Here is a 23525-nt window from a genome sequence, read left to right on the forward strand (position 1 = left end):
GAGCTCCGTCCCGCCCGCGCGGACCTGTGGGACAGGCCCTGGGACCAGCGACCGCCGCCCGGTCACGGATGTCGTCCGTGGTCGCCGGGCGCGGAGCAGGGGCGCCGATGCCCCCGCGAAATATCGCGCTGATCACGCCACAAGGCTATCGCTCCTCACCGGGGGCTCGTCATGAGCCGGTTGTGTACAAAACAGAGGGTGGAACTTTGACGTTATGCACAGGGGCGTAGAGAGTGAAATCGTCGTATTCAAGGGCAGTCGGGACGGTGACGGATGTCCGCGCGGCGAGGGCCCTTGGCAAGTACTCCGGCGCGCGGGACGTTGCCCCCGACGTCCGACGCGGATGCCCGCAACGGCCACAGAGGAGCGCACCGACATGACAGCGAAGATCCTCATCGTCACCGGCGACGCAGCGGAGTCGCTGGAAGTCCTCTACCCCTACCAGCGCCTGCGCGAGGAGGGCTACGAGGTCCACATCGCGGCCCCCGAGCGCAAGCAGCTGCGGTTCGTCGTCCACGACTTCGAACCCGGCTTCGACACCTACACCGAGAAGCCCGGCTACACCTGGCCCGCCGATCTCGCCTTCTCCGAGGTCGATCCCGGCCAGTACGCGGCCCTGGTCATCCCCGGCGGCCGGGCCCCCGAGTACCTCCGCAACGATCCCGAACTCCGCAAGATCCTCAAGTCCTTCTTCGACACGGACAAGCCCGTGGCCCAGATCTGCCACGGCCCCCTGCTCACCGCCGCGGTCGACGGCCTGCGCGGCCGGCGCGTCACCGCCTATCCCGCCCTCGAACTCGACATGCAGTCCGCCGGGGCGACCTTCCAGGACGCCGAGGCGGTCGTCGACGGCACCCTGGTCTCCGCCCGCGCGTGGCCGGATCACCCCGGCTGGATGCGGGAGTTCCTCACGGTGCTGCGGGCTAAGGCACCGGTGACGTGAGGTGAATGACGTGACCTGACGTCGGGGCCGGGCGAGGCGGGACGGGACGATGTGGGACGCGGGGTGAGGCGGGACAGGACTGGGCGATGTGCAGCCAGGCTCCGGACGCCTTGCCTTACGCCGCCAGCCGCTCCGCCTCCGCGACGGCCTCGGCCAGCGAGTCCACCACGGGCACGCCGACGACTTCGAGGCTGGCCCGGCTGTGCGAACCGCCGGTGTACAGCACGGCCCGCGCGCCCACGTGCAGAGCGGCCACGGCGTCGTCGGTCGCGTCGCCGATCACCACGGTGCGCGCGGGGTCCACGCCGGCCAGCGCCCCGAGGTGACGCACCATGTGCTCGACCTTGCTGCCGCCGGAGGGCCCCGTACGCCCGTCGACCCGTATGAAGTGCGGTTCTATCCCGAACTCCCGCACCAGCGGGACGAGTTCGTCATGGCCGTACATGCTCAGGATCGACTGACTGCGCCCGGCCGTCCGCCACCCCGCGAGCAGCTCCGCCGCGCCCTCGGTCAGCCCGCAGGTGACCCGGTGCTCGGCGTAGTACCGGTGGAAGACGTCGTCCATGACCTCCCACTCGGCGTCGGTGGGCAGCCGCCCCAGCAGCCGCTCGTAGAACTTCGGCACCGGCACGCAGTACAGCGTCCGGTACTCCTCCACCGTGATCGCCTTGAGCCCCAGCTCGGCGAAGGCCGCGTTCGTCGCTCCGACGACCGCGTCGTTGTCGTGGAACAGCGTGCCGTTCCAGTCCCAGACGATGTGCGCGCTTCCTTGCATCCCCATGCCAAAAACGTACCCGCCGCCACTGACAATCAAGAGAATCGCAGGTCAGCGGCCATTTCCGACCGGATGGGCAGCGCCGGACGGGCTCAGTCGGCCAGCCCGACGAGGTTCGGGATCTCCTGCGTCGCGTACCAGAGCAGTTCGTGGTCCTCGGCCCCGTCCACGGTGAACTGCGCGTCGTCGTCCCCGCGATCCGCCGCCGCGAGCGCGTCGGCGGCGGCACTCACGTCGTTCTCCGCGTCGCCCAGATCCACGTGCACGGCCGCCGCCTTGGCCAGCGCCACGGTTCCGGTGACCCGCACCTCGCCGAGCGCCGCCGGGTCGAGGCCGCGGTCGGGGTCGGCGTGCGCCGCGCCGTCGGGCACGTCGACGGCGACCACGACCCGCCGTCGCGGCGCGTCGGCGTCGGCCGCCAGCAGCCGCAGCGAGGCCAGCGCGGCCCGGTTCAGCGCCGCGTACTCCAACTCCTCGATGTCGTCGGAGAGATACCACTCGCGCAGCGCGGGCGTGACGGCGTACGCGACGAAGGGTCCCGTCCCCAGCTCACCCGTCTTGTACGCCTCGGCGAGACCGGGGAGGGTCAGAGGGACGTAGACGCGCATGGCTGGCCGCTTTCGTAGTCGGAGAGTGCTTCGCGGAAGGCGGTGCGACGGGGAAGGCGGTGCGATGCCTCCGGAAGGGCCTCCAGGATACGTGCGCGTGTCCCCCATCGAGTCCCCACCCGCACCCCTGGAAGCGTCCACCCCACGCCGGAAATTCACCCTGGGCACCCCTGTACCGATGGGCTTCGAGGCCTCGCGATCACTCGGATAAGTGAACAGTCCGAGCCCTCCGACCCGCCCCACCACGTGCTTGCCGTCCTCACCCCCGGCCCCGTACAAGATCCCCAACCAGCAAGTTACTTCCCGGTACATCCCGGGCCGACCACACGGGGACCCCCATGCACAAGGTCATGACCAGGACCGCCCAGCACACCCCGACCCGCCCCCCGACCCGCCGCGACCCACGCCGCCCGGGAACGGCATCACCGCGCGGACAGGCCGGAGCCCCGTCCCGTACGACGACGACCGGCGACGAGCCCCTGCCCCTGCCCGGACCGTCGGACGGCGTCGGAGGCACGGTTCGCAAGGCCACGGGAGACGGCCGCCCACCGGCGGCTCCGGGTCGAGACGTCCGCACGCCGGCCGCTCCGGGCCAAGGCGCCCGTACGTCGACCGCTGCGGGTCAAGGTGCCCGCACATCGGCTACGAGGGCTACGGGCCGGAGCGCGGCGCCCACGGCTCTCGCGCCGACGCCGGGGCGCGGGACTGCCCCTACGTCGTCGACCGCGCCGGCAGGCCGAGTCACCGACCGCGCCGAACCCCGCGTGGTGCCCGCCCAGGCCGTCCCCGGACGTGTTCCGCAGCCGCGCCCCACCGATGTCTTCGCGGACCGGCTCCTCGCCGTGCTGAGCGGTCAGCGGCCCGTCCACTGGATGCTGCGGCACACCGCCGGCCGCGCCTACGACGAACTGATCCGGCTCGCCGAGCACGGCCCCCTGCGTGCCACCCGGGGCACCCGCCCGGTGGTCCGCGACATCGGCTACTACGTCGCCGGCCCCGGCGCCGTGGAGGCCTTCGCCCGAATCAGTGCCGGTGACCAGCTGCGGGCCATGGCCTTCCGGCTGGAGCGGGGCACCGACCTCCGCTGGCGCTGCACGGCGGTGGAGCTTGGCGGTCCACGCGCCCCGCACACTCCGGACGACGACTGAGGACGGCACGGACACGCCGAAGGGCCGGGCACCTTCACGATGCCCGGCCCTTCGAGAACCCTCCGCGCGGAGCGGCCCAACAGGCTCAACCCCTCACCCAGGGGCGCCTGTCACACCTCACCGCCCGTCGCGCGGAACGACTGTCACTTCCGCGAAGCGACCGTCACTTCTTACGACGGCTGCCACGGCGCCCCTGCTTGCGGCGCTCCGCGCGCGTGAGGCCGTCCGCCTCGGAGCGCACCGGCTCGTCGTCGCTGGTGAAGTCGCCCTCCACGATGCCGCCCTCGCCGTCCACGCTGGGCGCGGAGAAGTGCAGCCGGTCCGGCCGCTGGGGAGCGTCGAGCCCCTTGGCGCGGATCTCGGGACGGGCGGTCGCCTGCGCGGGCACCGTGTCCTCCTTGTCGAGGGACGTCGGCTGCGCGTCCTCGACGGGGACCTCCTCGACCTGCTGCTCGACCTGGACCTCCAGGTTGAACAGGTAGCCGACGGACTCCTCCTTGATGCCGTCCATCATGGCGGTGAACATGTCGAAGCCCTCGCGCTGGTACTCGACCAGGGGGTCCTTCTGGGCCATCGCACGCAGGCCGATGCCCTCCTGGAGGTAGTCCATCTCGTAGAGGTGCTCGCGCCACTTGCGGTCCAGGACCGACAGCACGACGCGGCGCTCCAGCTCACGCATGATCTCGGAGCCGAGCTGCTCCTCGCGGCCCGTGTACTGCTCGTGGATGTCGTCCTTGATGGACTCGGAGATGAACTCGGCGGTCAGACCGGCCCGGTCCCCGGCCGCCTCCTCCAGCTCCTCCACGGTGACCTTCACCGGGTAGAGCTGCTTGAACGCGCCCCACAGGCGGTCGAGGTCCCAGTCCTCCGGGAAGCCCTCGGTGGTCTCCGCGGTGATGTACGCGTCGATCGTGTCGTCCATGAAGTGCACGACCTGGTCCTGAAGGTCCTCGCCCTCCAGGACGCGGCGGCGCTCGCCGTAGATGACCTCGCGCTGGCGGTTGAGGACCTCGTCGTACTTGAGGACGTTCTTGCGGGTCTCGAAGTTCTGCTGCTCGACCTGCGACTGGGCGGACGCGATGGCGCGGGTGACCATCTTGTTCTCGATCGGCACGTCGTCCGGGACGTTCGCCATGGACATCACGCGCTCGACCATCTGGGCCTTGAACAGGCGCATCAGGTCGTCGCCGAGAGAGAGGTAGAAGCGGGACTCGCCCGGGTCGCCCTGACGGCCGGAACGACCGCGCAGCTGGTTGTCGATACGACGCGACTCGTGCCGCTCGGTACCGAGGACGTAGAGGCCGCCGAGGTCCTTGACCTCCTCGAACTCGTCCTTGACCGCCTGCTCGGCGTTCTCCAGGGCGGCGGGCAGGGCCTGGGCCCACTCCTCGATGTGCTCCTCGGGGTCGAGGCCGCGCTGCCGCAGCTCCGCCTCGGCGAGGTCGTCGGGGTTGCCACCGAGCTTGATGTCCGTACCGCGGCCGGCCATGTTGGTGGCGACGGTCACGGCGCCCTTGCGGCCGGCCTGGGCGATGATCGGCGCCTCACGGTCGTGCTGCTTGGCGTTCAGCACCTCGTGCTGGATACCGCGCTTGGCGAGCTGCTGCGAGAGGTACTCGGACTTCTCGACCGACGTCGTACCGACGAGGATCGGCTGGCCCTTCTCGTGCTTCTCGGCGATGTCGTCGACGACCGCCTCGAACTTCGCGACCTCGGTGCGGTAGATCAGGTCGGACTGGTCCTTGCGGACCATCGGCCGGTTGGTCGGGATCGGGACGACGCCGAGCTTGTAGATCTGGTGGAACTCGGCGGCCTCGGTCATCGCCGTACCGGTCATGCCGGAGAGCTTGTTGTAGAGGCGGAAGAAGTTCTGGAGGGTGATCGTGGCGAGCGTCTGGTTCTCGTCCTTGATGTCCACCCCTTCCTTCGCCTCGATCGCCTGGTGCATGCCCTCGTTGTAGCGGCGGCCGGCGAGGATACGGCCGGTGTGCTCGTCGACGATCATGACCTCGCCGTCGATGACGACGTAGTCCTTGTCCTTCTTGAAGAGCTCCTTGGCCTTGATGGCGTTGTTCAGGTAGCCCACCAGCGGGGTGTTCACCGACTCGTAGAGGTTGTCGATGCCCAGCCAGTCCTCGACCTTGGAGACGCCGCCCTCGTGGATGGCGACCGTGCGCTTCTTCTCGTCGACGTCGTAGTCGCCGGTCTCCTCGATGCCCTTGAGCGGGTTGCCGGCCTCGCCCTTCTTCAGGCGGGTGACCAGCTTGGCGAAGTCGCCGTACCACTTGGTGGCCTGGTCGGCCGGGCCGGAGATGATCAGCGGCGTACGGGCCTCGTCGATGAGGATCGAGTCGACCTCGTCGACGATCGCGAAGTTGTGGCCGCGCTGCACCAGTTCGTCCTTCGACCACGCCATGTTGTCGCGCAGGTAGTCGAAGCCGAACTCGTTGTTCGTGCCGTAGGTGATGTCGCAGGCGTACTGCTCGCGGCGCTGGGCCGGGGTCATGTTGGCGAGGATGCAGCCGACCTCAAGGCCCAGGAACTTGTGGACGCGCCCCATCATCTCGGAGTCGCGCTCGGCCAGGTAGTCGTTGACCGTGATGAGGTGGACGCCGTCCCCGGAGAGGGCGTTCAGATACGCGGGCAGGGTGCCGACCAGGGTCTTGCCCTCGCCGGTCTTCATCTCGGCGACGTAGCCGAGGTGCAGCGCGGCGCCGCCCATCATCTGCACGTCGTAGTGACGCTGGCCGAGGACGCGCTTGGCGGCCTCGCGCACGGTGGCGAACGCCTCGGGCAGCAGGTCGTCCAGGGTCTCACCATCGGCGTAGCGCTGCTTGTACTCCTCGGTGAGGGCCTTCAGCTCGGCGTCGGAGAGGTCGACGAAGTCCTCTTCGATGGAGTTGACCTGGTCCGCGATGCGGTGCAGCTTGCGCAGGATCTTGCCTTCGCCTGCACGCATGATCTTCGAGAGGACGGACACGGGGGTTGGTCTCCTTGCCGGTCGGGCCTGGGACGGTCGGTTTCCAATGACATGGCTGAGCAACGGCCATCGTATGCGAGGACCCCGCCACGCCGGGAGCCTGCTGGGGACGCCGACCGTCCACTACTTCAAAAACGCTTCAAAGGGGACAACGGCCGGGAGTCACCGATGGTGCCGCGTCGTTCCGAGGAATTGCGCGAAATGTGATCACCCGCTCACGCAGCGCAAAAGCATGGCGTCCTTGTGCGCCCCCGAGCAGAATCGGCCGATGGAACCCGTCACGCTCACGACCGACCGTCTCCTCCTGCGCAGCGTCGGCCCGCAGGACACCGATGTCGTGTATTCCGCGGCCCAGGACCCCGAGATCCAGCGCTGGACGACGATCCCCTCTCCCTACCTCCCGGAGCACGCGCGCAGTTTCACCGAGCAGCTGGTCCCGGAAGGCTGGGCGAACTGCTCGATGTTCACCTTCGGCGTCTTTCTCCCCGAAGGGGAGCTGGCGGGCATGCTCGCCATCACGATGCGCTCCCTGGGCGTCGGCGAGGTCGGCTTCTGGGCCACCAAGCAGTACCGCGGCAACGGCTACATCACGGAGGCCACCGTCGCCGTCTCCCACTGGGCCTTCACCCGGCTGTCGATCGACCGCGTGGAGTGGCGAGCGGAGGTCGGCAACAAGGGCTCCCGCGCGGTCGCCGAGAACGCCGGCTTCATCGTCGAGGGCACCCTCCGTTCCGCGATCAACAACAAGGGCGTACGACGGGACTGCTGGGTCGCCTCCCTGCTCCCCTCCGACCTGGGCCTGCCCTCGACCGCGCCGTACCTGCCCGCCCGGCCGTAGCCCGGCGAATCCACAGGTCAGCGCGCGTTGTCAGTGGCACCCTCTATCGTGCGGAGACATGACGAGTGCCCCGCGCCCCACGACCGACCTGTCGGCAGCCGACGCCCGCCGCATCGCCCTGCGCGCACAGGGTTTCCTCGGCGCCCCCGACCGCCGCGCGGGCGTGCGCGGAGTGCTCCGCCACCTCGGCGCGGTCCAGCTCGACACCATCTCGGTCCTCGCCCGCTCCCACGAACTCATCCCTTACGCCCGCCTCGGCGCCGTCCCCCGCAAGACGGTCGAGGACGCGTACTGGACCCAGACGCACGCCTTCGAGTACTGGTCCCACGCGGCCTGCATCCTCCCCGTCGAGGAGTGGCCGCACTTCGCCTTCCGCCGCCGCGCCTACCGCGACCGGCCGCACTGGAACCACGACCTCCCGGACGGCACCTACGACCAGGTCATCAAGCAGCTCCGCGTGGAAGGCCCGCTCACCTCCACGGAGTTGGGCGGCGCCAAGCGCACCAGCGAGTGGTGGGACTGGTCCGGCGCGAAGGTCGCCGTGGAGCGCGCGCTGATGTACGGCGAGGTGGTGTGCGTGGAGCGGCGCGGCTGGAAGCGGGTGTACGACCTCGCCGAGCGCGCGATCCCGGAGGCGCTGCTGCACGACGAGCTGGATGACACCGAGTGCCTTCGCCGACTGGTCGGCCTCGCGGGCCGGTCGCTGGGCGTCGGCACGCGCGCGGACATCGCCGACTACCACCGTCTCAAGGGCGAGCAGGTCGACGCGGTGATCGCCGACTCGGGTCTGGTCCCGGTGACGGTGGAGGGATGGGGAAAGCCGGCCTGGGCCGATCCGGCGGCCCTGGAGAACGCTCCGCGCGGCCGTCATCGCACCACGCTCCTGTCGCCGTTCGACTCCTTGATCTGGGACCGGGCGCGCACGGAGCGGATCTTCGGGTTCACCCACCGCCTGGAGGCCTACGTCCCCAAGCCGAAGCGGATCCACGGCTACTTCGCGATGCCGGTCCTGGCGGGTGGCCAGCTCGTGGGCCGCGTGGACCCCGCCCGCGAAGGCGAGACCCTGGTGGCCAAGCAGGTCACTCTGGACAGTGCGAAGGCGGTGCCGGCGGTCGCCGAAGCCCTGGTCGAGGCGGCGAGTTGGGTGGGCTGCATGAGTGTGCGGCTGGAGCGCGTGGACGCCCCGGAACTGCACCAGCCGCTGGCGAAGGAAGTGACCCGCGCGTTGATCGCCGCGCTGCGCTGACCGTAGTCGCGGTCAGCGGATTTCGAGGATCTTCTCCCGCATCGCGTAGACGACGGCTTCCATCCTGGAGTGCAGCTGGAGCTTCTCCAGGATGTTGCGCACATGGTTCTTCACGGTGTTCTCGGAGATGAACAACTGCTTGGCGATGTCGCGGTTGTTCATGCCGGTGGCGACGAGTTTGAGAACCTCCAGCTCACGGTCGGTGAGCCGCGGCGCGGGCACCAGCCGGCGCTCGTCGGTGCGCTGGATCATCGACTTGAACTCGGTGAGCAGTTTCGACGCCATGGAGGGGCTGATCTGCGACTGTCCGTCGGCCACGGCGCGAATGGCGGTGGCCACCTCGTCGGTCGAGATCTCCTTGAGGAGATATCCCGTGGCGCCGGCCTTGATCGCGTCGTAGAGGTCGGCCTCTTCGTCGCTGATCGTGAGCATGATGATCTTTGCGCTGGGTGCCACCTCCTTGATGGAGGTGCACGCCTCGATGCCACCCCGCTTCGGCATGCGCACGTCCATCAGGACGATGTCCGGCAGCAGGTCCGCGGCCTTGTCGACGGCTTCGGCGCCGTCGCCCGCCTCGCCGACGACCTGGATGTCCTCCTCGGCCGCCAGCACGATCTCCAGGCCGCGGCGGAAGAGGGCGTGGTCGTCCACGACAAGGACTCTGATGGGCTCCTTGCGTGTCGAGCCCGCTTCCGGGCCCATGGCGACGACGCCATCGGCATCCTCGACATGCATCGGTCCGAAGCTGTCCGCCATCGTTCCTCCCCCTGAAGGCTGTGGCCTGTGGTCCTGCGCCATCGCCAACCCAAGGCAGCGGCCCACCGGTTGGGCCCTGTGCGGCCATGATTCCATGCCTGGACGACAGTGCGGTCACGGAGCGGGGCGCGAAGTGGTCGCACACCGGTGCCCCTGGGGGCGCACAGGCGCTCCAGGGGCACCGGCTCAGCTGTCGCCGGGTGGGTCAGCCGCCCAACGTGCCGCCCGCCGCGGGCGGTTGCGCCTGGGTGACCATCGGGTCCGTGCTGAGGTGGATGACGCCGTAGTCGTAGGCGTGCCGCCGGTAGACGACACTCGGCTCCTTGGTCTCGGAGTCGACGAACAGGTAGAAGTCGTGTCCGACCAGTTCCATCTCGTAGAGGGCCTGGTCGAGGGACATCGGAGAGGCGACGTGGGTCTTCTCGCGGACGATGAGGGGGCCTTCGCCCTTCACTTCCAGCGAGCCGATCTTCTTGGTGGGCACGCCGTCCGACTGCTCGTCGGGGGCGGCGTGGCCGTTGCCGTTGAGCGTCGCCGCGCCCGGGACGTGGTCGGGGACCTCGGCGGCCGTGAGCCGACGGGCACCGCGGCGCGTGTGACGCTTGTCGTGCTGCTTGCGCAGCCGGGCATCCAGCTTCTCCGCCGCGAGGTCGAGCGCCGCGTACGGATCGTTGGCCGATGCCTCCGCCCGGATCACCGGACCGCGGGAGCGGAGCGTGATCTCCACCCGGTCGCAACGGTCGGCCTGTCGGGGGTTGGGCTCCTTGGACACCTCGACGTCGAGGCTGATCACCTTGCCGTCGAGCTTCTGGATCTTCTCCAGCTTCAGCTTCTCGGCCACGTGCTTGCGGAACCGCTCGGGCACCTCGGTCTTGCGGCCCTTGACGACGATGTCCACGCAGAACTCCGTTCCCGGATCGCTCCGCTTCGCTGCGGAGCGTCTCCCTTTTGCACCAGGCTCCGGTCACCCCGGAACCTCGGACTCGGTGACTTCCACCTCCTCCTCCCCCATGGGCAAGATCTCCACCCCATGGCCGCGGTGATTGCAGAAAACCCACGGCACGGCATTCGGATAGGAGAGGTGCGGCCTGCGCCTTTCTCTCACAACCGAACATATCTCGCCCGGACGGATGTCGTCACCCTCTACTGCCGCGTACCTCCGTTCAGGTGAATTGGCCCTCTCATAACCTGCAACGACGCAAGTTTGCAGTCAGTTCCGGTTTATTTCGAAGGAATCAGACGACGCCGCGATCACGGCCGCACAGATCAGGTCACCAGGGCCGTTCACACCCACGATTCCCGGTGCACTGAGTGCCATGTGACTCCCCTTCTGCTTTGCTGCCTGCATCTGTTCCCCTCTGCCTTCCCGGGACACACCCGAGTACACAACCGCGGTCGCTCCAACTGCTCCGCCCGGCCCATCGCGGGTGATCGCCTCCCGTACGGCGCGCGCCGCCTCCCGCAGCGACGCCCCCGTCGTCATCAGGTCGTCGACGAGCACAACCCGACCGCCGGCCAGCAACCGCGCGCCACCCGCGACCACTTCGAGAGCACCGGCGAGATTGTCCAGCCGCTGCCGGGAGTCGAGCCCCGACTGGTCGGCCACCCACCTCCGCTGCCGCAGCACGGCGACCACCCGGGCCGACGTCCCGCTCCGGCGCAGCTCCCCCGCCGCCGCGAGGGCGATCCGCCGCGCCGGATCATGCCCACGGGCCCGCACCACGCCACGCGCGGAGGGCACCGGAACAAGCAACACGGGCGCCTCGACACCGCTGCGGCACCGCGCCTCGGCCACCACCGGCCCGTGCCGCCCCGGGTTCGCCCGCCGCACCCCCGCTACCGCCCCCTCGGCCCAGTCGCCCCGCTCTCCCTCACCGCACGTGTCACCGCCCTCCCCCAGCTCACCGGGTCCGACCACCCGTTCTCCGTCCCACCCCGTCCGACCTCCAACGCGCCCCACCGAAGCCTCACGCGGCCCCGTCACAGCCCCATGACCCCGCCCCCGGCACTCCCGGAGCCCCGTCCGCACAGCGCCCGCGAGAGCCGCGCCCAGCGGCCCCGCGAGGGCCAGTGAGCCTCGCTCCTTGTGGGCGAGGAGCATCGCGCGCACCTCGTCCGCGTAAGGAGCCGCCGCGTACGTCGCCGGCAGCCCGGACGGCTCGGGCACCGGTCGCACCCGGCCCGGTACGGCCCCGCTCAGGGCGGCACGGCACTCCGGGCAGAGCACCGTGCGAGGCAGCCCACAGCCTCCGCACTCGGCCGGCAGCACCAGATCCGTGAGGTCCCGCCACCAGCCCCGCATGGCCACCACTGTGCCAACGCCCGCACCGCCCCGCCAGCCCTGTGGACAACCGACGGACGCCCCCCTGTGGACAACTCCGCGCAACCGCCGACAGCCGTCACCCACACGAGTGCGGACCCACCCCGGAACACACGAAGGGCCGTCTCCCGCCGGGCCTCAGCCCGACCGAAGACGGCCACTCCGCACTGCCTCACACCGAGTCAACCGGCAATCAAGTCAACCCAGTTGGTCTGACGACCGCCTCACCCCGGGTACACCGGCGCGGACCCCGTCTTGACCACCTTCTGCCACTGCGCCCCTGTCGGCAGCCGTACGATCCCGTCCTCCGAGTAGGCCACCAGCGGCAGCTTGTCGTCCTCGGACGCGGCGATCTCCTTCACACCGGTCAGGGCCGTGGGCGCCGGGCCCTCGGGGGTGGAGCCGTCGACCTGGACGTACCGCATCTGCTGCACACCGCCCTGCGCGCGTCCGACCACCACGAGCCGGCTGTCCCCGGCCCACGCCATGGCCGTGACCTCCTCCAGGTCCGGAGTCGCGGAACGCAGTTCGAGGACCGAGATCACCGGCTGCTCCCCGGCCGCCCCGCTCCGCTGGATCCGCCCGATCTGCAAGGACCGCTTGCCGTCCTTCTCCACGACGAGTGCGATCCGCACCCCGTCGGCCGCCACCCGGACCGACTCGATCCGGCCGTCCAGCCCGAGCGTGTCGACCGCTATCGGCTGCCCCGCGCCCTTCTGCAACAGGAGCAGCCGGGGGTTCTTCGGGTCCCGGTCGGCCACCCAGAGGTCACCCTGCACGTCCCAGCTGGGGGCCGTCAGCCGGTCGTCCGCCGTCTTGCCCTGGCTGGTCAGCACGGGGTCCCCGAGCGTCGCGCCCGACACCATCGACCCGACGTAGAGCGACTTCCCGTCGAGGCTGACGCCGGCCGCGCTCTCCTCGTCGCGTGCCACCGCGACCGACTCCAGTGGCTTGGTGCCCTCGCCCAGCGCACCCGGGACGGCCTCGGTGTGCGTGCCTCGGCTGCCGCCGGGTATCCGCACCACGCGGTGCTTGTCGTCGAGGAAGTACAGGTACACGGGGTGATTCACGGGGCCACGGGTCACCAGGGACTCCGCGTTGTTCTCGGAGTACACGCACAGCTGTGCGCCGTTGGCGGCCTGGAGCTCGACCTCGTCCACCGTGGGCGTCATGGTCTGGAGCGTGTAGAGGATCTGGGTCGCCATCTCGTTGCACCGGGCAAGCCCCACCCGCGAGGCCTTCTGGTTCAACGGGACCGTCAGCTTGTTCTGGTCGTCCGGGGTCAAAGAGGTGACCCCCTTGCGCAGCGCGGTCCCCGTGGGGAAGCTCGACCTGACCACGGGCCCGAGCCAGCTGGTGGGCCCGCTGAGCAGCGAACGCACCATCTGCGTCATGGGGTCCACCCGCCGCCGTACGAACACGGGGTCCGCCACCGCGATCGGCTGCGAGGTCGTCCCTGCCGTCGTGTTCGACGCGAAGTAGTACTTGTTGACGGACATGTAGTTGCGCTGGAAGTCCGAGCTGCCCATGACGACGCCCTGCGGCAGCGCGTCGATGCGCCACTGCCCGCTCTTGCCGTCCTTCTCCAGTTGCACCCGCTGGCTGTACTGCCCGTCCGCGGGCGAGTACGCCTGCTGCGAGTCCACCGTCGCGACCCGGTCACCGGTCAGTGAGTACGTGAAGACGTCACTGTCCTCCCGGCCGCCAGGGGGATGCACGACCTCCGTGCTCGGCCCGTCGGCGAGCACCGTGGTGGACGCCTCCGGCTGCCAGTCCCGTGCCGCCTTGGCGGTCAGATACAGGCGTGCCGTCTTGTAGTCCGGATCGTCGCTGGTCAACGCCTCCAGGAAGCCCTGGACGATCTCCCCCTGCGTCGCGTCCTCCCGGGGAGGCACCGCGAAAACCCGCACCTGGGTGTCCTGTCGCGGTGTCGACTCGACACCCCGGAGGTCCCCGCTGTCCGGCATCGAGGCACATCCCGCCAGCACTACGACGCCACACGCGATGTACGCCGCCGCGCGTGCCGGCCTCCGCCAGGCGCCCTCCTCGCGGTCAGCGCCCACGAGATGCCTCCCCCTGCTTGTTCGATTCCTCCGGCACGACGGCCGGGTCCTCCGTGCCGCGCGCGGTGTCACCGCGAGGCGCGTCCGCGGTCGACAGGTCCTCCTGGCGCCGTGTGCCGCCGGTCGGCCGGGGCACCACGCGCGCGCCGTTGCCGGGCAGCGCCGTCGGGTCCGCCGTCGCGGTGGTGGCGGTCAGCCTCGGGGCGATCGGGGTCCGCGCGGGTATCGGCGCACCCGGGTCACCCATCGGCTGCACCGGGACCGTAGCGCGCTTGTCCCCGCCGCCGCTCGGCAGACCGGCGTCATTAAGTCCCCGATTACGGCGCGAGTCCTTGGGCTCCAGGGGTATCGGCGAGCCCCGCAGCGGTTCGTCCGCGGTCCTCGGCAACGTCAGCCGGAACTGCGAACCGCCACCCGGTTCACCCCACGCCTGCAACCAGCCGCCGTGCAACCGCGCGTCCTCCAGGGCGATGGACAGCCCCAGACCCGTACCACCGGTGGTACGCGCGCGTGCCGGGTCCGCCCGCCAGAAGCGGCTGAACACCCGGGTCGCCTCGCCGGGCTTGAGCCCCACCCCGTAGTCGCGCACCGCGATGGCGACCGCCCCGCCCGCGGTGGCGAGCTTGACTATGACGTCCTTGCCGTCGCCGTGCTCCACGGCGTTGACGACGAGATTGCGCAGCACCCGCTCCACCCGCCGGGCATCGGCCTCGGCGACCACGGGCTGCTGGTCGCCGACGACGCGTATCTGCGTGCCCTTTCGCTCGGCGAGCGGCTCGGCCCCGCTGATGACCCGCCGTACGACCTCCCTGAGGTCTATCGGCTCGGCCTCCAGGGCCGCCGCTCCCGCGTCGAAGCGGCTGATCTCCAGCAGGTCGGCGAGCAGCGTCTCGAACCGGTCCAGCTGGTCGGCCAGAAGTTCGGCCGACCGCGCGGTCATCGGATCGAAGTCCACGCGCGCGTCGTGGATGACATCGGCCGCCATGCGTACGGTCGTCAGCGGCGTCCGCAGTTCGTGCGACACGTCGGACACGAACCGCCGCTGCATCCGCGACAGGTCCTCCAACTGCTGGATCTTCAGCTGGAGGTTCTGCGCCATCTTGTTGAAGGCCTCGCCGAGGCGCGCGATGTCGTCCTCACCGGTGACCTTCATCCGCTCCTGGAGGCGCCCGGCGGACAGCCGCTCGGCGATCCCGGCGGCCATCCGCACCGGCGTGACGACCTGCCGCACCACGAGCCAGGCGATGGCCCCGAGGAGTACGACGACGAAGAGCCCGGCCGTAGCCAGCGTCCCCTTGACCAGGCTGAGCGACTTCTCCTCCTGGGTGAGCGGGAAGAGGTAGTACAGCTGGTACGGGTTGTTGTTCGGGTCGTTGACCTGCTTGCCGACGACCAGCGCCGGCTGGGACTCCTTGCCGTTGCTGTAGATGATCCGGGTGTAGCTCTGGGCCGCCCCCGTACTGCCGTTGATCCGCGCGCGCAGGTCCTCGGGCACGCTCGCGGACGGATCGACGTAGCCGGAGCCGCGCGGACTGCGTCCGCCACCGCTGTCCGCGCCCGCCGGCAGCGTCACCACGTCGAAGGCGCCCTGACCGCCGCTGGACAGCGACGACACCAGGTCACTCATCCAGGAGATGACGTTCTGCGAGGAGTTGCCGTCGGTCGCGGAGCCGTCGTCGGCGGTCCCGCTGGCGGCCTCGTCGGCCCGCTGCTTGGCCACGGCGAATCCACCCGTGGCCTGGCTCTGCGAGGCCTTCACCTTGGCGTCCAGCAGGCCGTTGCGCACCTGGCCGATGACGACGAAGCCGAGCAGCAGGACGACGCCCAGCGACATCAGCAGGGTCGTGACGACGACCTTGAGCTGGATGTTGCGCCGCCACAGCCGCATGACCGGCAGCAGCGGCCGGCGCACCCAGCGCATGAACAGGCGGAGGACCGGGCTGCCCTGGACTCCGCCCTGGAGCAGCCCGCCCTCCAAGAGGCGTGCCCAGCGGGAGCCCGCCGCCGTCCGGCCGACAGGCCGCCCCGCGCGGGCCCCGGTCCCCCCGGGTGCCGAAGCGGCACTGTCCCTGGACATGTCAGCTCGGTCCCGCCTTGTAACCGACGCCACGGACGGTCACCACGATCTCCGGCCGCTCCGGGTCCTTCTCGACCTTGGAACGCAGCCGCTGGACATGCACGTTGACCAGACGGGTGTCCGCGGCGTGCCGGTAGCCCCAGACCTGCTCCAGGAGCACCTCACGCGTGAACACCTGCCACGGCTTACGGGCCAGCGCGACCAGCAGGTCGAACTCCAGCGGCGTCAGCGCGATCGACTGCCCGTCCCGCTTCACGGAGTGACCGGCCACATCGATGACCAGATCGCCTATGGCGAGCTGTTCGGGCGCCGGCTCCTCGGACCTCCGCAGCCGCGCCCGGATCCGGGCGACCAGTTCCTTCGGCTTGAACGGCTTCACGATGTAGTCGTCGGCGCCGGACTCCAGGCCCACCACGACATCGACGGTGTCGCTCTTCGCCGTGAGCATCACGATCGGCACCCCGGACTCCGCCCTGATCAGGCGGCACACCTCGATACCGTCCCGTCCGGGCAGCATCAGGTCCAGGAGCACCAGGTCGGGCTTGCTCTCACGGAAAGCGGCCAGCGCCTTGTCGCCGTCGGCTACGAAAGACGGCTCAAAACCTTCACCACGCAACACGATGCCGAGCATCTCGGCCAGTGCGGTGTCGTCATCGACGACAAGGACTCGTCCCTTCATAAACGACATCATCCCATTAACTAAATCGTTACCTGTCGTGACCTGTCACACAGCTCTGCCAGCGCCTCCGCCGTCACAGGCGAAACAGCGCCTTCTTCGGTGACGATCGCCGTCACCAGCTCGGGAGGCGTCACGTCGAACGCCGGGTTGTAGGCCTGCGTCCCCAAGGGGGCCACCGGAATCCCGCCTCCCGCTCCCGTCACCGGCACCTGGGGTGCTGTGACCTCGGTCACCTCAAAACCCGGGCGCTGTTCCACCTCGATGGACGCCCCGTCCGGCGTGTCCGGATCCACCGTCGTCACGGGCGCCACCACGATGAACGGCACATGGTGGTACCGGGCGAGCACGGCGAGCGGATAGCTCCCCACCTTGTTCGCCACCGAACCGTCGGCGGCGATCCGGTCAGCCCCGATCAGCACCGCATCCACCTCCCCGGCCGCGAACAAGGAGCCCGCCGCGTTGTCCGTGAGCAAGGTGTACGCCATACCGTTGCGCGCCGCCTCATAAGCCGTCAGGCGAGCACCTTGCAGCAATGGACGCGTTTCGTCCACCCACAGCCTCCGCAGCCGCCCGTCCCGGTGCGCCGCGAGCGCCACCGCGAAGGCCGTGCCCTCACCTCCCGACACCAGCGCTCCGGTGTTGCAGTGCGTCAGAATCCGGTGCCCGCCACCGGGCAGCAGCTCGTCCAGCAGGGCGAGCCCGTGTGCGGCCATCCGCGCGCTGGCCTCGGCATCCTCCCGGTGCAGCCGCCGCGCCGCCGCCAGCGCGGCCCCGGCCGCCTGAGCGGGCTCGCCCCCCTTCGCCACCGCGTCCCGGTGCGCCGCCTGGGCCCTGCGCACCCCGACGGAGAGATTCACGGCAGTCGGCCGGGCACCCGCCAGCGCGTTCGCGGCCTCGTCCACGTCGAAGCCCCGCGCGGCGGCGAGCGCGACGCCGTACGCCCCCGCGATACCGAGCAGCGGCGCCCCGCGCACCGCCAGCGAACGGATCGCCTCCACCAGCGCGGAAGCGTCCGTGCACACCAGCTCGACCTCTTCGGCCGGCAGTCTCGTCTGGTCGAGGAGCACCAGTACAGGACCCTCGGGGGGCTCGTCCCAGCGGATCGCGGGTATCTCGGTCGGCCGGCCGTCCTCGCCGGATTGCGCGTACTGATCAGCCATGCGGTCAGTCTGCCCCGGATCCAACGGACAATTGAAGGTGTGCAGCCCATACCGCGGCCGGTCACCGCTCGACCACCCCATGGCACGATGGCTGCCAACCTGCCGCCGCGCCCGCGGACGGGCACCGTGAAGGAGCGACGATGAACGACACTCCGGGCTGGGCCTCGCCCGGATCCGCCCCGCCCGACGGGCCCGAGCCCGGCGGATCCGGTCTGGCCGAACCCGGGACCGACCCCGCGCAGCCCGCGGACCAGCCGGGCACCGATCCGTCGAGCACCGGCCCGCAGTGGTCCAAGGAGCAGCCGCCACCCGCCCAGTGGTCCGCGCCCACCGGCGCCCCGGGCCCGGGCCAGGCACCGCCGCCCCCACCGCCCGGCCCGGGCTGGGGCGGAGGCCACCCCGGCGGCCCGGCAGGTCCCGGAGGCCCTGGGGGCTACGGCGGGCCCGGCGGCTACGGCGCTCCCGGCTGGGGAGCCGGCTGGGGCGGTCCCCCGCCCGCGGCCAAGCCCGGTGTGATCCCGCTCCGCCCGCTCGGCGTCGGCGAGATCCTCGACGGCGCCGTCTCGACCATGCGCACCTACTGGCGCACGGTCCTGGGTATCTCGCTCAGCGTCGCGGTCGTCATGCAGACCATCGTCGTCCTGGTCCAGGGCTTCGCCTTCAACGACTTCACCAGCACCAACGCCCTCGACGACCCCAACGCCAGCACCTCCGAAGTGACCCGCGCGATGAGCGAGGCCTTCGTCAGCACGGGCGTCGTCTACCTGGTCGCCCTCATCGGCACCGTAGTCGCCACCGCGCTGCTCACGACCGTCACCAGCCGCGCCGTCCTCGGCAAGCCGGTCACCGCCGCAGAGGCCTGGCGTGACGCCCGTCCCCAGGTGCTCAAGCTGTTCGGCCTGATCTTCCTGCTGCTCCTCATGGCCGTCGCCCTGATCGGCGTCCTCACCGTGCCGGGCATCATCGTGGCCACCACGGGATCCCAGGGCGGGGGCATCGCGCTCGCCGTCCTCGGCGGCCTCGTCGGCTCCGTCCTGACCCTCTGGCTGGCGATCCGCTTCTCCCTCGCCTCGCCCGCACTGATGCTGGAGAAGCAGGGCATCGTGAAGTCGATGAGCCGCTCCGCGAAGCTGGTGCGCGGCTCCTGGTGGCGGATCTTCGGCATCCAGCTGCTCGCGCAGATCATCGCGAGCATCCTGTCGTCCATCCTCGTGATCCCGTTCGCCCTCATCGCCGGAGTGCTGAGCGGCGACGGCCTCAGCGGCCTCGTCAACGGCACCGGCGACGTCGGCTGGACGTTCCTCGTCATCAGCGGCCTCGGCGCGGTGATCGGCCGCATGATCTCGTTCCCGATCACCGCGGGCGTCACCGTGCTCCTGTACATCGACCAGCGCATCCGCCGCGAGGCCCTCGACCTCGACCTGGCCCGTGCCGCCGGCGTCCAGGACTACGGCACCGCCGCTCCCGGCCCCACTCCGGGGAGCTGATGCGGTGAGCCTGGCGGGGGGAGTGCTCACAGCGGTGCCCGCGGCGCTGCCGCACGCCGTCGAATCGACCACGAGGACGCTGCTGCGCGCCCACGGCACCGTCGTACGGTCGTCGGCCCTCTCGGGAGACGAACCGCCGGTGACGATTCCGCGCGACCCCGCGCGGGAGGCGGCCCGGCGTGAACTGTCCAAGCAGATGTACCACGAGAACGACCCCAGCCTGGTGCAACGAGCCCTGGACGCCGTCTCACGCTGGGTCGACGAACTCTTCAGCAAGGCATCGGAGGCGACACCCGGCGGAACGCTCGGCCTGATCGTCGTCATCCTGGTCGTCCTCGCAGTCCTGGCCGCCCTGTGGTGGCGCCTCGGCACCCCTCGACGCGAGCCGGCCTCCACCGCCGCCCTGTTCGACGACCGCCCCCGCAGCGCCGCCGAACACCGCTCGGCCGCCGAGGCACACGCCGCCCAGGGACACTGGAATCCGGCCGTGCAGGAGCGCATGCGCGCCATCGTCCGCTCCCTTGAGGAACGCGCCCTGCTCGACGTCCGCCCTGGCCGCACCGCCGACGAATCGGTCGCGGAAGCCGGCCGCGCACTCCCGTCGCACACGGACGAACTGCGTGCCGCCGCCGGACACTTCGACGACGTGACGTACGGCGGGCGCGGCGCGAGCGAGCAGTCGTACCGCCGCATCGCCGAACTCGACCACGACCTGGAGCGGACCAGGCCCGTCCTGACCAGCACCGCCCACAGCACGGCCCACCACACCAGCCAGGGGGCCGCCGAATGACCACGGAGGCGACGCTTCCCACCACCTCGACCTCGCCCACCGTCCGCCAGGTGTGGACCCGCGCGCGTGGCATCGTCCTCGCACTCGTGGTCCTCCTGGCAGCCGCTGTGGCGATCGCAGCGATCCGCTCCGACGCCCGGCACGGCGCCCTCGACCCGCGCTCCGCCGACCCCTACGGCAGCCGCGCCGTCGCCGAACTCCTCGGCGACCGGGGCGTGTCCACGCGCGTGGTCTCGACCTTGGCCCAGGCCCGCGCCGCGGCCGGCCCGGACACCACCCTCCTGGTCGCCACCCCGGACCTGCTGACCAAGCACCAGCAGTCCGGCCTGTACACGGCGTTCGCGAACTCCGGCGGCCGTACGATCCTGGTCGCGCCCAGCGGCCCGTCCCTGGACCGGCTCGCCCCCGAGGTCACCGTGGACTCCGGGCCCAGCTTCGAGTCGCCGCTCTCCCCCGACTGCTCGATGCCCGCCGCCCGGCGCGCGGGCGACGCGGAAACCGGCGACTACAGGTACCGGACCACAGCCGCCGACGCCGACGAGTGCTACCCGAGCGACGGCCGACCGACCCTGCTCCGGCTCCCGGACGCGTCCGGGGGCGGCGACACCGTCGTCATCGGCTCGCCCGACATCCTTCTCAACAAGCGTCTCGACAAGCAGGGCAACGCCTCGCTCGCCCTCCAACTCCTCGGCTCGCGCCCCCATCTGGTCTGGTACCTCCCCTCGCTGTCCGACACCGCGGCCACCGACTCCGGCAGCCAGAGCTTCCTCGACCTGCTTCCCTCGGGCTGGCTCTGGGGCACCCTGCAACTGTTCATCGCCGCAGGCCTGGCCGCCCTCTGGCGGGCACGCCGACTGGGCCCCCTGGTGCCAGAAAAACTCCCCGTGGCGATCCGCGCCTCCGAAACCGTCGAAGGCCGTGCCCGCCTCTACCGCAAAGCCAACGCCCGCGACCGCGCGGCCACCGCTCTGCGCTCCACCACCCGCACTCGCCTCGCCCCCCTCGTAGGCGTCCCCGTCTCCCAGTCGCACGCGCCCGAGTCCCTGCTCCCCGCGCTCTCCGCCCACCTCCACGGCGACGGACAGACCCTGCACTCCCTCCTCTTCGGCCCGCCGCCCAGTGACGACACGGCCCTCATCGCACTCGCCGACCAACTCGACGCCCTCGAAAGAGAGGTACGCCGTCCATGATGGACCCGACCACTGACAACGCCGGGCACACGGGGAATCCGGGCGCCGCCCGAGCCTCCCTCGAATCCCTGCGCGCCGAGATCGCCAAAGCCGTGGTCGGCCAGGACCCCGCCGTGACCGGCCTCGTCGTCGCACTCCTCTGCCGCGGACACGTTCTACTAGAAGGAGTCCCCGGAGTCGCCAAAACGTTGCTCGTCCGAGCCCTCGCATCCGCACTCGAACTCGACACCAAGCGCATCCAGTTCACCCCGGACCTGATGCCCAGCGACGTCACCGGCTCCCTGGTCTACGACACCCGCTCCGCCGAGTTCCGCTTCCAGCCGGGCCCGGTCTTCACCAACCTCCTCCTCGCGGACGAGATCAACCGCACCCCGCCGAAGACCCAGTCGTCCCTCCTCGAAGCGATGGAGGAACGCCAGGTCACGGTCGACGGCACCCCGCGCCCACTCCCCGACCCCTTCCTGGTCGCCGCGACGCAGAACCCCGTCGAGTACGAGGGCACGTACCCCCTCCCCGAGGCCCAGCTCGACCGCTTCCTCCTCAAACTGACGATCCCTCTCCCCTCCCGCCAGGACGAGATCGACGTCCTCACCCGCCACTCCGAAGGTTTCAACCCACGCGACCTGCACGCTGCCGGCCTACGCCCCGTAGCGAACGCGGCCGACCTCGAAGCAGCCCGCGCGGCGGTCGCCAAGACAACGATCTCCCCCGAAATCACCGCCTACGTAGTCGACATCTGCCGCGCCACCCGCGAATCACCGTCCCTCACCCTCGGCGTGTCCCCGCGAGGCGCCACCGCCCTCCTCGCCACCTCGCGCGCGTGGGCCTGGCTCACAGGCCGCGACTACGTCATCCCCGACGACGTGAAGGCCCTGGCGCTCCCGACCCTCCGCCACCGCGTACAGCTGCGCCCCGAGGCCGAGATGGAGGGCGTGACAGCGGACTCCGTCATCAACGCGATCCTCGCCCACGTCCCGGTCCCCCGCTGATGGCCCTCACCGGCCGCGCCGCCCTCCTCGCAGCCCTGGGCTCCCTCCCCGTAGGCATCTGGGAACCCAGCTGGACAGGCATCCTGGCTGTCAACGTCCCCCTGGCCGCGGCCTGCGTCTGCGACTTCGCCCTGGCCGCCCCCGTCCGCCGCCTGAGCCTGATCCGCTCGGGCGACACCTCCGTACGCCTGGGCGAATCAGCCGACGTCACGTTGACCGTCACCAACCCCTCCCGCCGCCTGCTCCGCGCCCGCATCCGCGACGCCTGGCCGCCCAGCAGCTGGCTCCCCGGCACAGAATTCGCCGCGTCCCGCCACCGCCTGGCAGTCCCGCCCGACGAACGCCGCCGCCTCACGACCCGCCTACGCCCCACCCGCCGAGGCGACCGCCAGGCAGACCGGGTGACCATCCGCTCCTACGGCCCCCTCGGACTCCTCACCCGCCAGGGCACCCACACCGTCCCCTGGGCCGTACGCGTGCTGCCCCCGTTCACCAGCCGCAAGCACCTCCCGTCCAAACTCGCCCGGCTCCGCGAACTCGACGGCCGCACCAGCGTGCTGACCCGCGGCGAGGGAACGGAGTTCGACAGCTTGCGCGAATACGTCCCCGGCGACGACACCCGCTCCATCGACTGGCGCGCCACCGCACGCCAGACGACGGTCGCGGTACGCACCTGGCGCCCGGAACGCGACCGCCACATCCTCCTGGTCCTCGACACCGGCCGCACCTCGGCCGGCCGCGTCGGCGACGCCCCACGCCTCGACGCCTCCATGGACGCCGCCCTGCTCCTGGCAGCCCTGGCCTCCCGCGCCGGCGACCGCGTGGACCTCCTGGCCTACGACCGCCGGGTCCGCGCCCTCGTCCAGGGCCGCACGGCACGCGACGTGCTCCCCTCACTGGTCAACGCGATGGCGACCCTCGAACCGGAACTCGTCGAAACAGACGCCCGCACCCTCGCCGCCACGGCAATCCGCACGGCACCGCGCCGCTCCCTGATCGTCCTGCTCACCAGCCTCGACACGGCCCCGGTCGAAGAGGGCCTGCTCCCCGTGCTCTCCCAACTCACCCAGCGCCATACGGTTCTGGTGGCATCCGTGGCAGATCCGCACATCGCAAGCATGGCTACAGGCCGTGGAAACACAGAAGCGGTCTACGAGGCGGCAGCCGCGGCGCGTGCCCAGACAGAACGTGACCGCACCGCGGAGAAGCTCCGCCGGAAGGGAGTCACCGTCGTCGACGCGACACCGGACGATCTCGCACCTGCGCTGGCGGACGCGTATCTGGCTCTCAAGGCCGCTGGCCGTCTGTAATACGGGGGCTGCTTGATAGGCAGACCCCCGTTCAAGACCCCTCAAGACCGCTTAAACGCAGAAAAGCCCCTGTACCGAATAAACGGTACAGGGGCTTTCGCAATATTTGTTCGGCGGCGTCCTACTCTCCCACAGGGTCCCCCCTGCAGTACCATCGGCGCTGTAA

The 23525-nt window shown here is 70.5% G+C and carries 19 protein-coding genes; 9 read left to right on the forward strand and 10 right to left on the reverse strand.

Annotated features, from left to right (window positions below):
* The first annotated feature begins 376 nt into the window (after positions 1-376).
* Complete coding sequence (locus tag ACIQPR_RS18705) at positions 377-943, forward strand: DJ-1/PfpI family protein (protein WP_403649255.1); 567 nt, start codon at positions 377-379, stop codon at positions 941-943.
* Positions 944-1058: 115 nt separating this feature from the next.
* Here ACIQPR_RS18705 and ACIQPR_RS18710 read toward each other — a convergent pair whose 3' ends face one another.
* Positions 1059-1724, reverse strand: a complete 666-nt coding sequence (locus ACIQPR_RS18710) for an HAD family hydrolase (RefSeq protein ID WP_403649258.1) — start codon at positions 1722-1724, stop codon at positions 1059-1061.
* A gap of 86 nt (positions 1725-1810) precedes the next feature.
* Positions 1811-2326, reverse strand: coding sequence for a DUF6912 family protein (locus ACIQPR_RS18715; protein ID WP_403649261.1), 516 nt, complete (start codon positions 2324-2326; stop codon positions 1811-1813).
* A gap of 764 nt (positions 2327-3090) precedes the next feature.
* On the opposite strand from ACIQPR_RS18715, the gene ACIQPR_RS18720 reads away from it, so the two are divergent.
* Positions 3091-3474, forward strand: a complete 384-nt coding sequence (locus ACIQPR_RS18720) for an Rv3235 family protein (RefSeq protein WP_403649264.1) — start codon at positions 3091-3093, stop codon at positions 3472-3474.
* Positions 3475-3637: 163 nt separating this feature from the next.
* Here the strand turns inward: ACIQPR_RS18720 and secA are convergent, their stop codons facing one another.
* Positions 3638-6454, reverse strand: a complete 2817-nt coding sequence (secA, locus tag ACIQPR_RS18725) for a preprotein translocase subunit SecA (RefSeq protein ID WP_403649266.1) — start codon at positions 6452-6454, stop codon at positions 3638-3640.
* A 268-nt stretch (positions 6455-6722) separates the two neighbouring features.
* Between secA and ACIQPR_RS18730 the strand changes: the two genes are divergently transcribed.
* On the forward strand, positions 6723-7292 hold the full coding sequence (locus ACIQPR_RS18730; protein WP_403649269.1) for a GNAT family N-acetyltransferase: 570 nt from the start codon (positions 6723-6725) through the stop codon (positions 7290-7292).
* A gap of 58 nt (positions 7293-7350) precedes the next feature.
* Positions 7351-8538 carry a winged helix-turn-helix domain-containing protein gene (locus ACIQPR_RS18735; RefSeq protein WP_403649272.1) on the forward strand — a complete coding sequence of 396 codons (1188 nt, stop codon included), beginning with the start codon at positions 7351-7353 and terminating at the stop codon, positions 8536-8538.
* A 12-nt stretch (positions 8539-8550) separates the two neighbouring features.
* Here the strand turns inward: ACIQPR_RS18735 and ACIQPR_RS18740 are convergent, their stop codons facing one another.
* The 7 genes from ACIQPR_RS18740 to mtnA form a co-directional block, all read right to left on the reverse strand.
* Positions 8551-9294, reverse strand: coding sequence for a response regulator transcription factor (locus ACIQPR_RS18740; protein ID WP_026178126.1), 744 nt, complete (start codon positions 9292-9294; stop codon positions 8551-8553).
* A gap of 205 nt (positions 9295-9499) precedes the next feature.
* A complete protein-coding gene (gene hpf / locus ACIQPR_RS18745) occupies positions 9500-10192 on the reverse strand; it encodes a ribosome hibernation-promoting factor, HPF/YfiA family (protein WP_019066020.1) in 693 nt (230 codons plus the stop codon).
* A gap of 312 nt (positions 10193-10504) precedes the next feature.
* A complete protein-coding gene (locus ACIQPR_RS18750; protein WP_403649275.1) occupies positions 10505-11596 on the reverse strand; it encodes a ComF family protein in 1092 nt (363 codons plus the stop codon).
* A 242-nt stretch (positions 11597-11838) separates the two neighbouring features.
* Entirely contained in the window at positions 11839-13677 is a 1839-nt protein-coding gene (locus ACIQPR_RS18755) for an LpqB family beta-propeller domain-containing protein (RefSeq protein WP_403649278.1), read from the reverse strand.
* Positions 13667-15754, reverse strand: a complete 2088-nt coding sequence (mtrB, locus tag ACIQPR_RS18760) for an MtrAB system histidine kinase MtrB (protein WP_403649281.1) — start codon at positions 15752-15754, stop codon at positions 13667-13669. Before mtrB ends, ACIQPR_RS18755 begins: the two co-directional genes overlap by 11 nt.
* Before the next feature lies 1 nt (position 15755).
* Positions 15756-16445, reverse strand: coding sequence for a two-component system response regulator MtrA (gene mtrA, locus ACIQPR_RS18765; protein ID WP_187284748.1), 690 nt, complete (start codon positions 16443-16445; stop codon positions 15756-15758).
* 8 nt (positions 16446-16453) lie between these two features.
* Positions 16454-17593 carry an S-methyl-5-thioribose-1-phosphate isomerase gene (mtnA, locus tag ACIQPR_RS18770; RefSeq protein WP_403649284.1) on the reverse strand — a complete coding sequence of 380 codons (1140 nt, stop codon included), beginning with the start codon at positions 17591-17593 and terminating at the stop codon, positions 16454-16456.
* A gap of 140 nt (positions 17594-17733) precedes the next feature.
* Here mtnA and ACIQPR_RS18775 point away from each other — a divergent pair, with 140 nt between their 5' ends.
* From ACIQPR_RS18775 to ACIQPR_RS18795, 5 genes are read left to right on the forward strand one after another with little or no spacing between them, the layout of a single operon-like run.
* Positions 17734-19080, forward strand: coding sequence for a hypothetical protein (locus ACIQPR_RS18775; RefSeq protein ID WP_403649287.1), 1347 nt, complete (start codon positions 17734-17736; stop codon positions 19078-19080).
* Between the two features lie 4 nt (positions 19081-19084).
* Complete coding sequence (locus ACIQPR_RS18780) at positions 19085-19870, forward strand: DUF4129 domain-containing protein (RefSeq protein ID WP_403649289.1); 786 nt, start codon at positions 19085-19087, stop codon at positions 19868-19870.
* The gene (locus tag ACIQPR_RS18785; protein ID WP_403649292.1) at positions 19867-21060 is read left to right on the forward strand and encodes a DUF4350 domain-containing protein; all 1194 of its coding nucleotides are present in this window, start codon (positions 19867-19869) and stop codon (positions 21058-21060) included. The genes ACIQPR_RS18780 and ACIQPR_RS18785 overlap by 4 nt, the downstream gene beginning before the upstream one ends.
* Positions 21057-22049, forward strand: a complete 993-nt coding sequence (locus tag ACIQPR_RS18790) for an AAA family ATPase (protein WP_403649295.1) — start codon at positions 21057-21059, stop codon at positions 22047-22049. Before ACIQPR_RS18785 ends, ACIQPR_RS18790 begins: the two co-directional genes overlap by 4 nt.
* Complete coding sequence (locus ACIQPR_RS18795; protein ID WP_403649298.1) at positions 22049-23359, forward strand: DUF58 domain-containing protein; 1311 nt, start codon at positions 22049-22051, stop codon at positions 23357-23359. The genes ACIQPR_RS18790 and ACIQPR_RS18795 overlap by 1 nt, the downstream gene beginning before the upstream one ends.
* Positions 23360-23525: the final 166 nt, after the last annotated feature.

This window comes from Streptomyces sp. NPDC091280, assembly GCF_044768565.1.
In the GTDB taxonomy this organism is placed as follows: domain Bacteria; phylum Actinomycetota; class Actinomycetes; order Streptomycetales; family Streptomycetaceae; genus Streptomyces.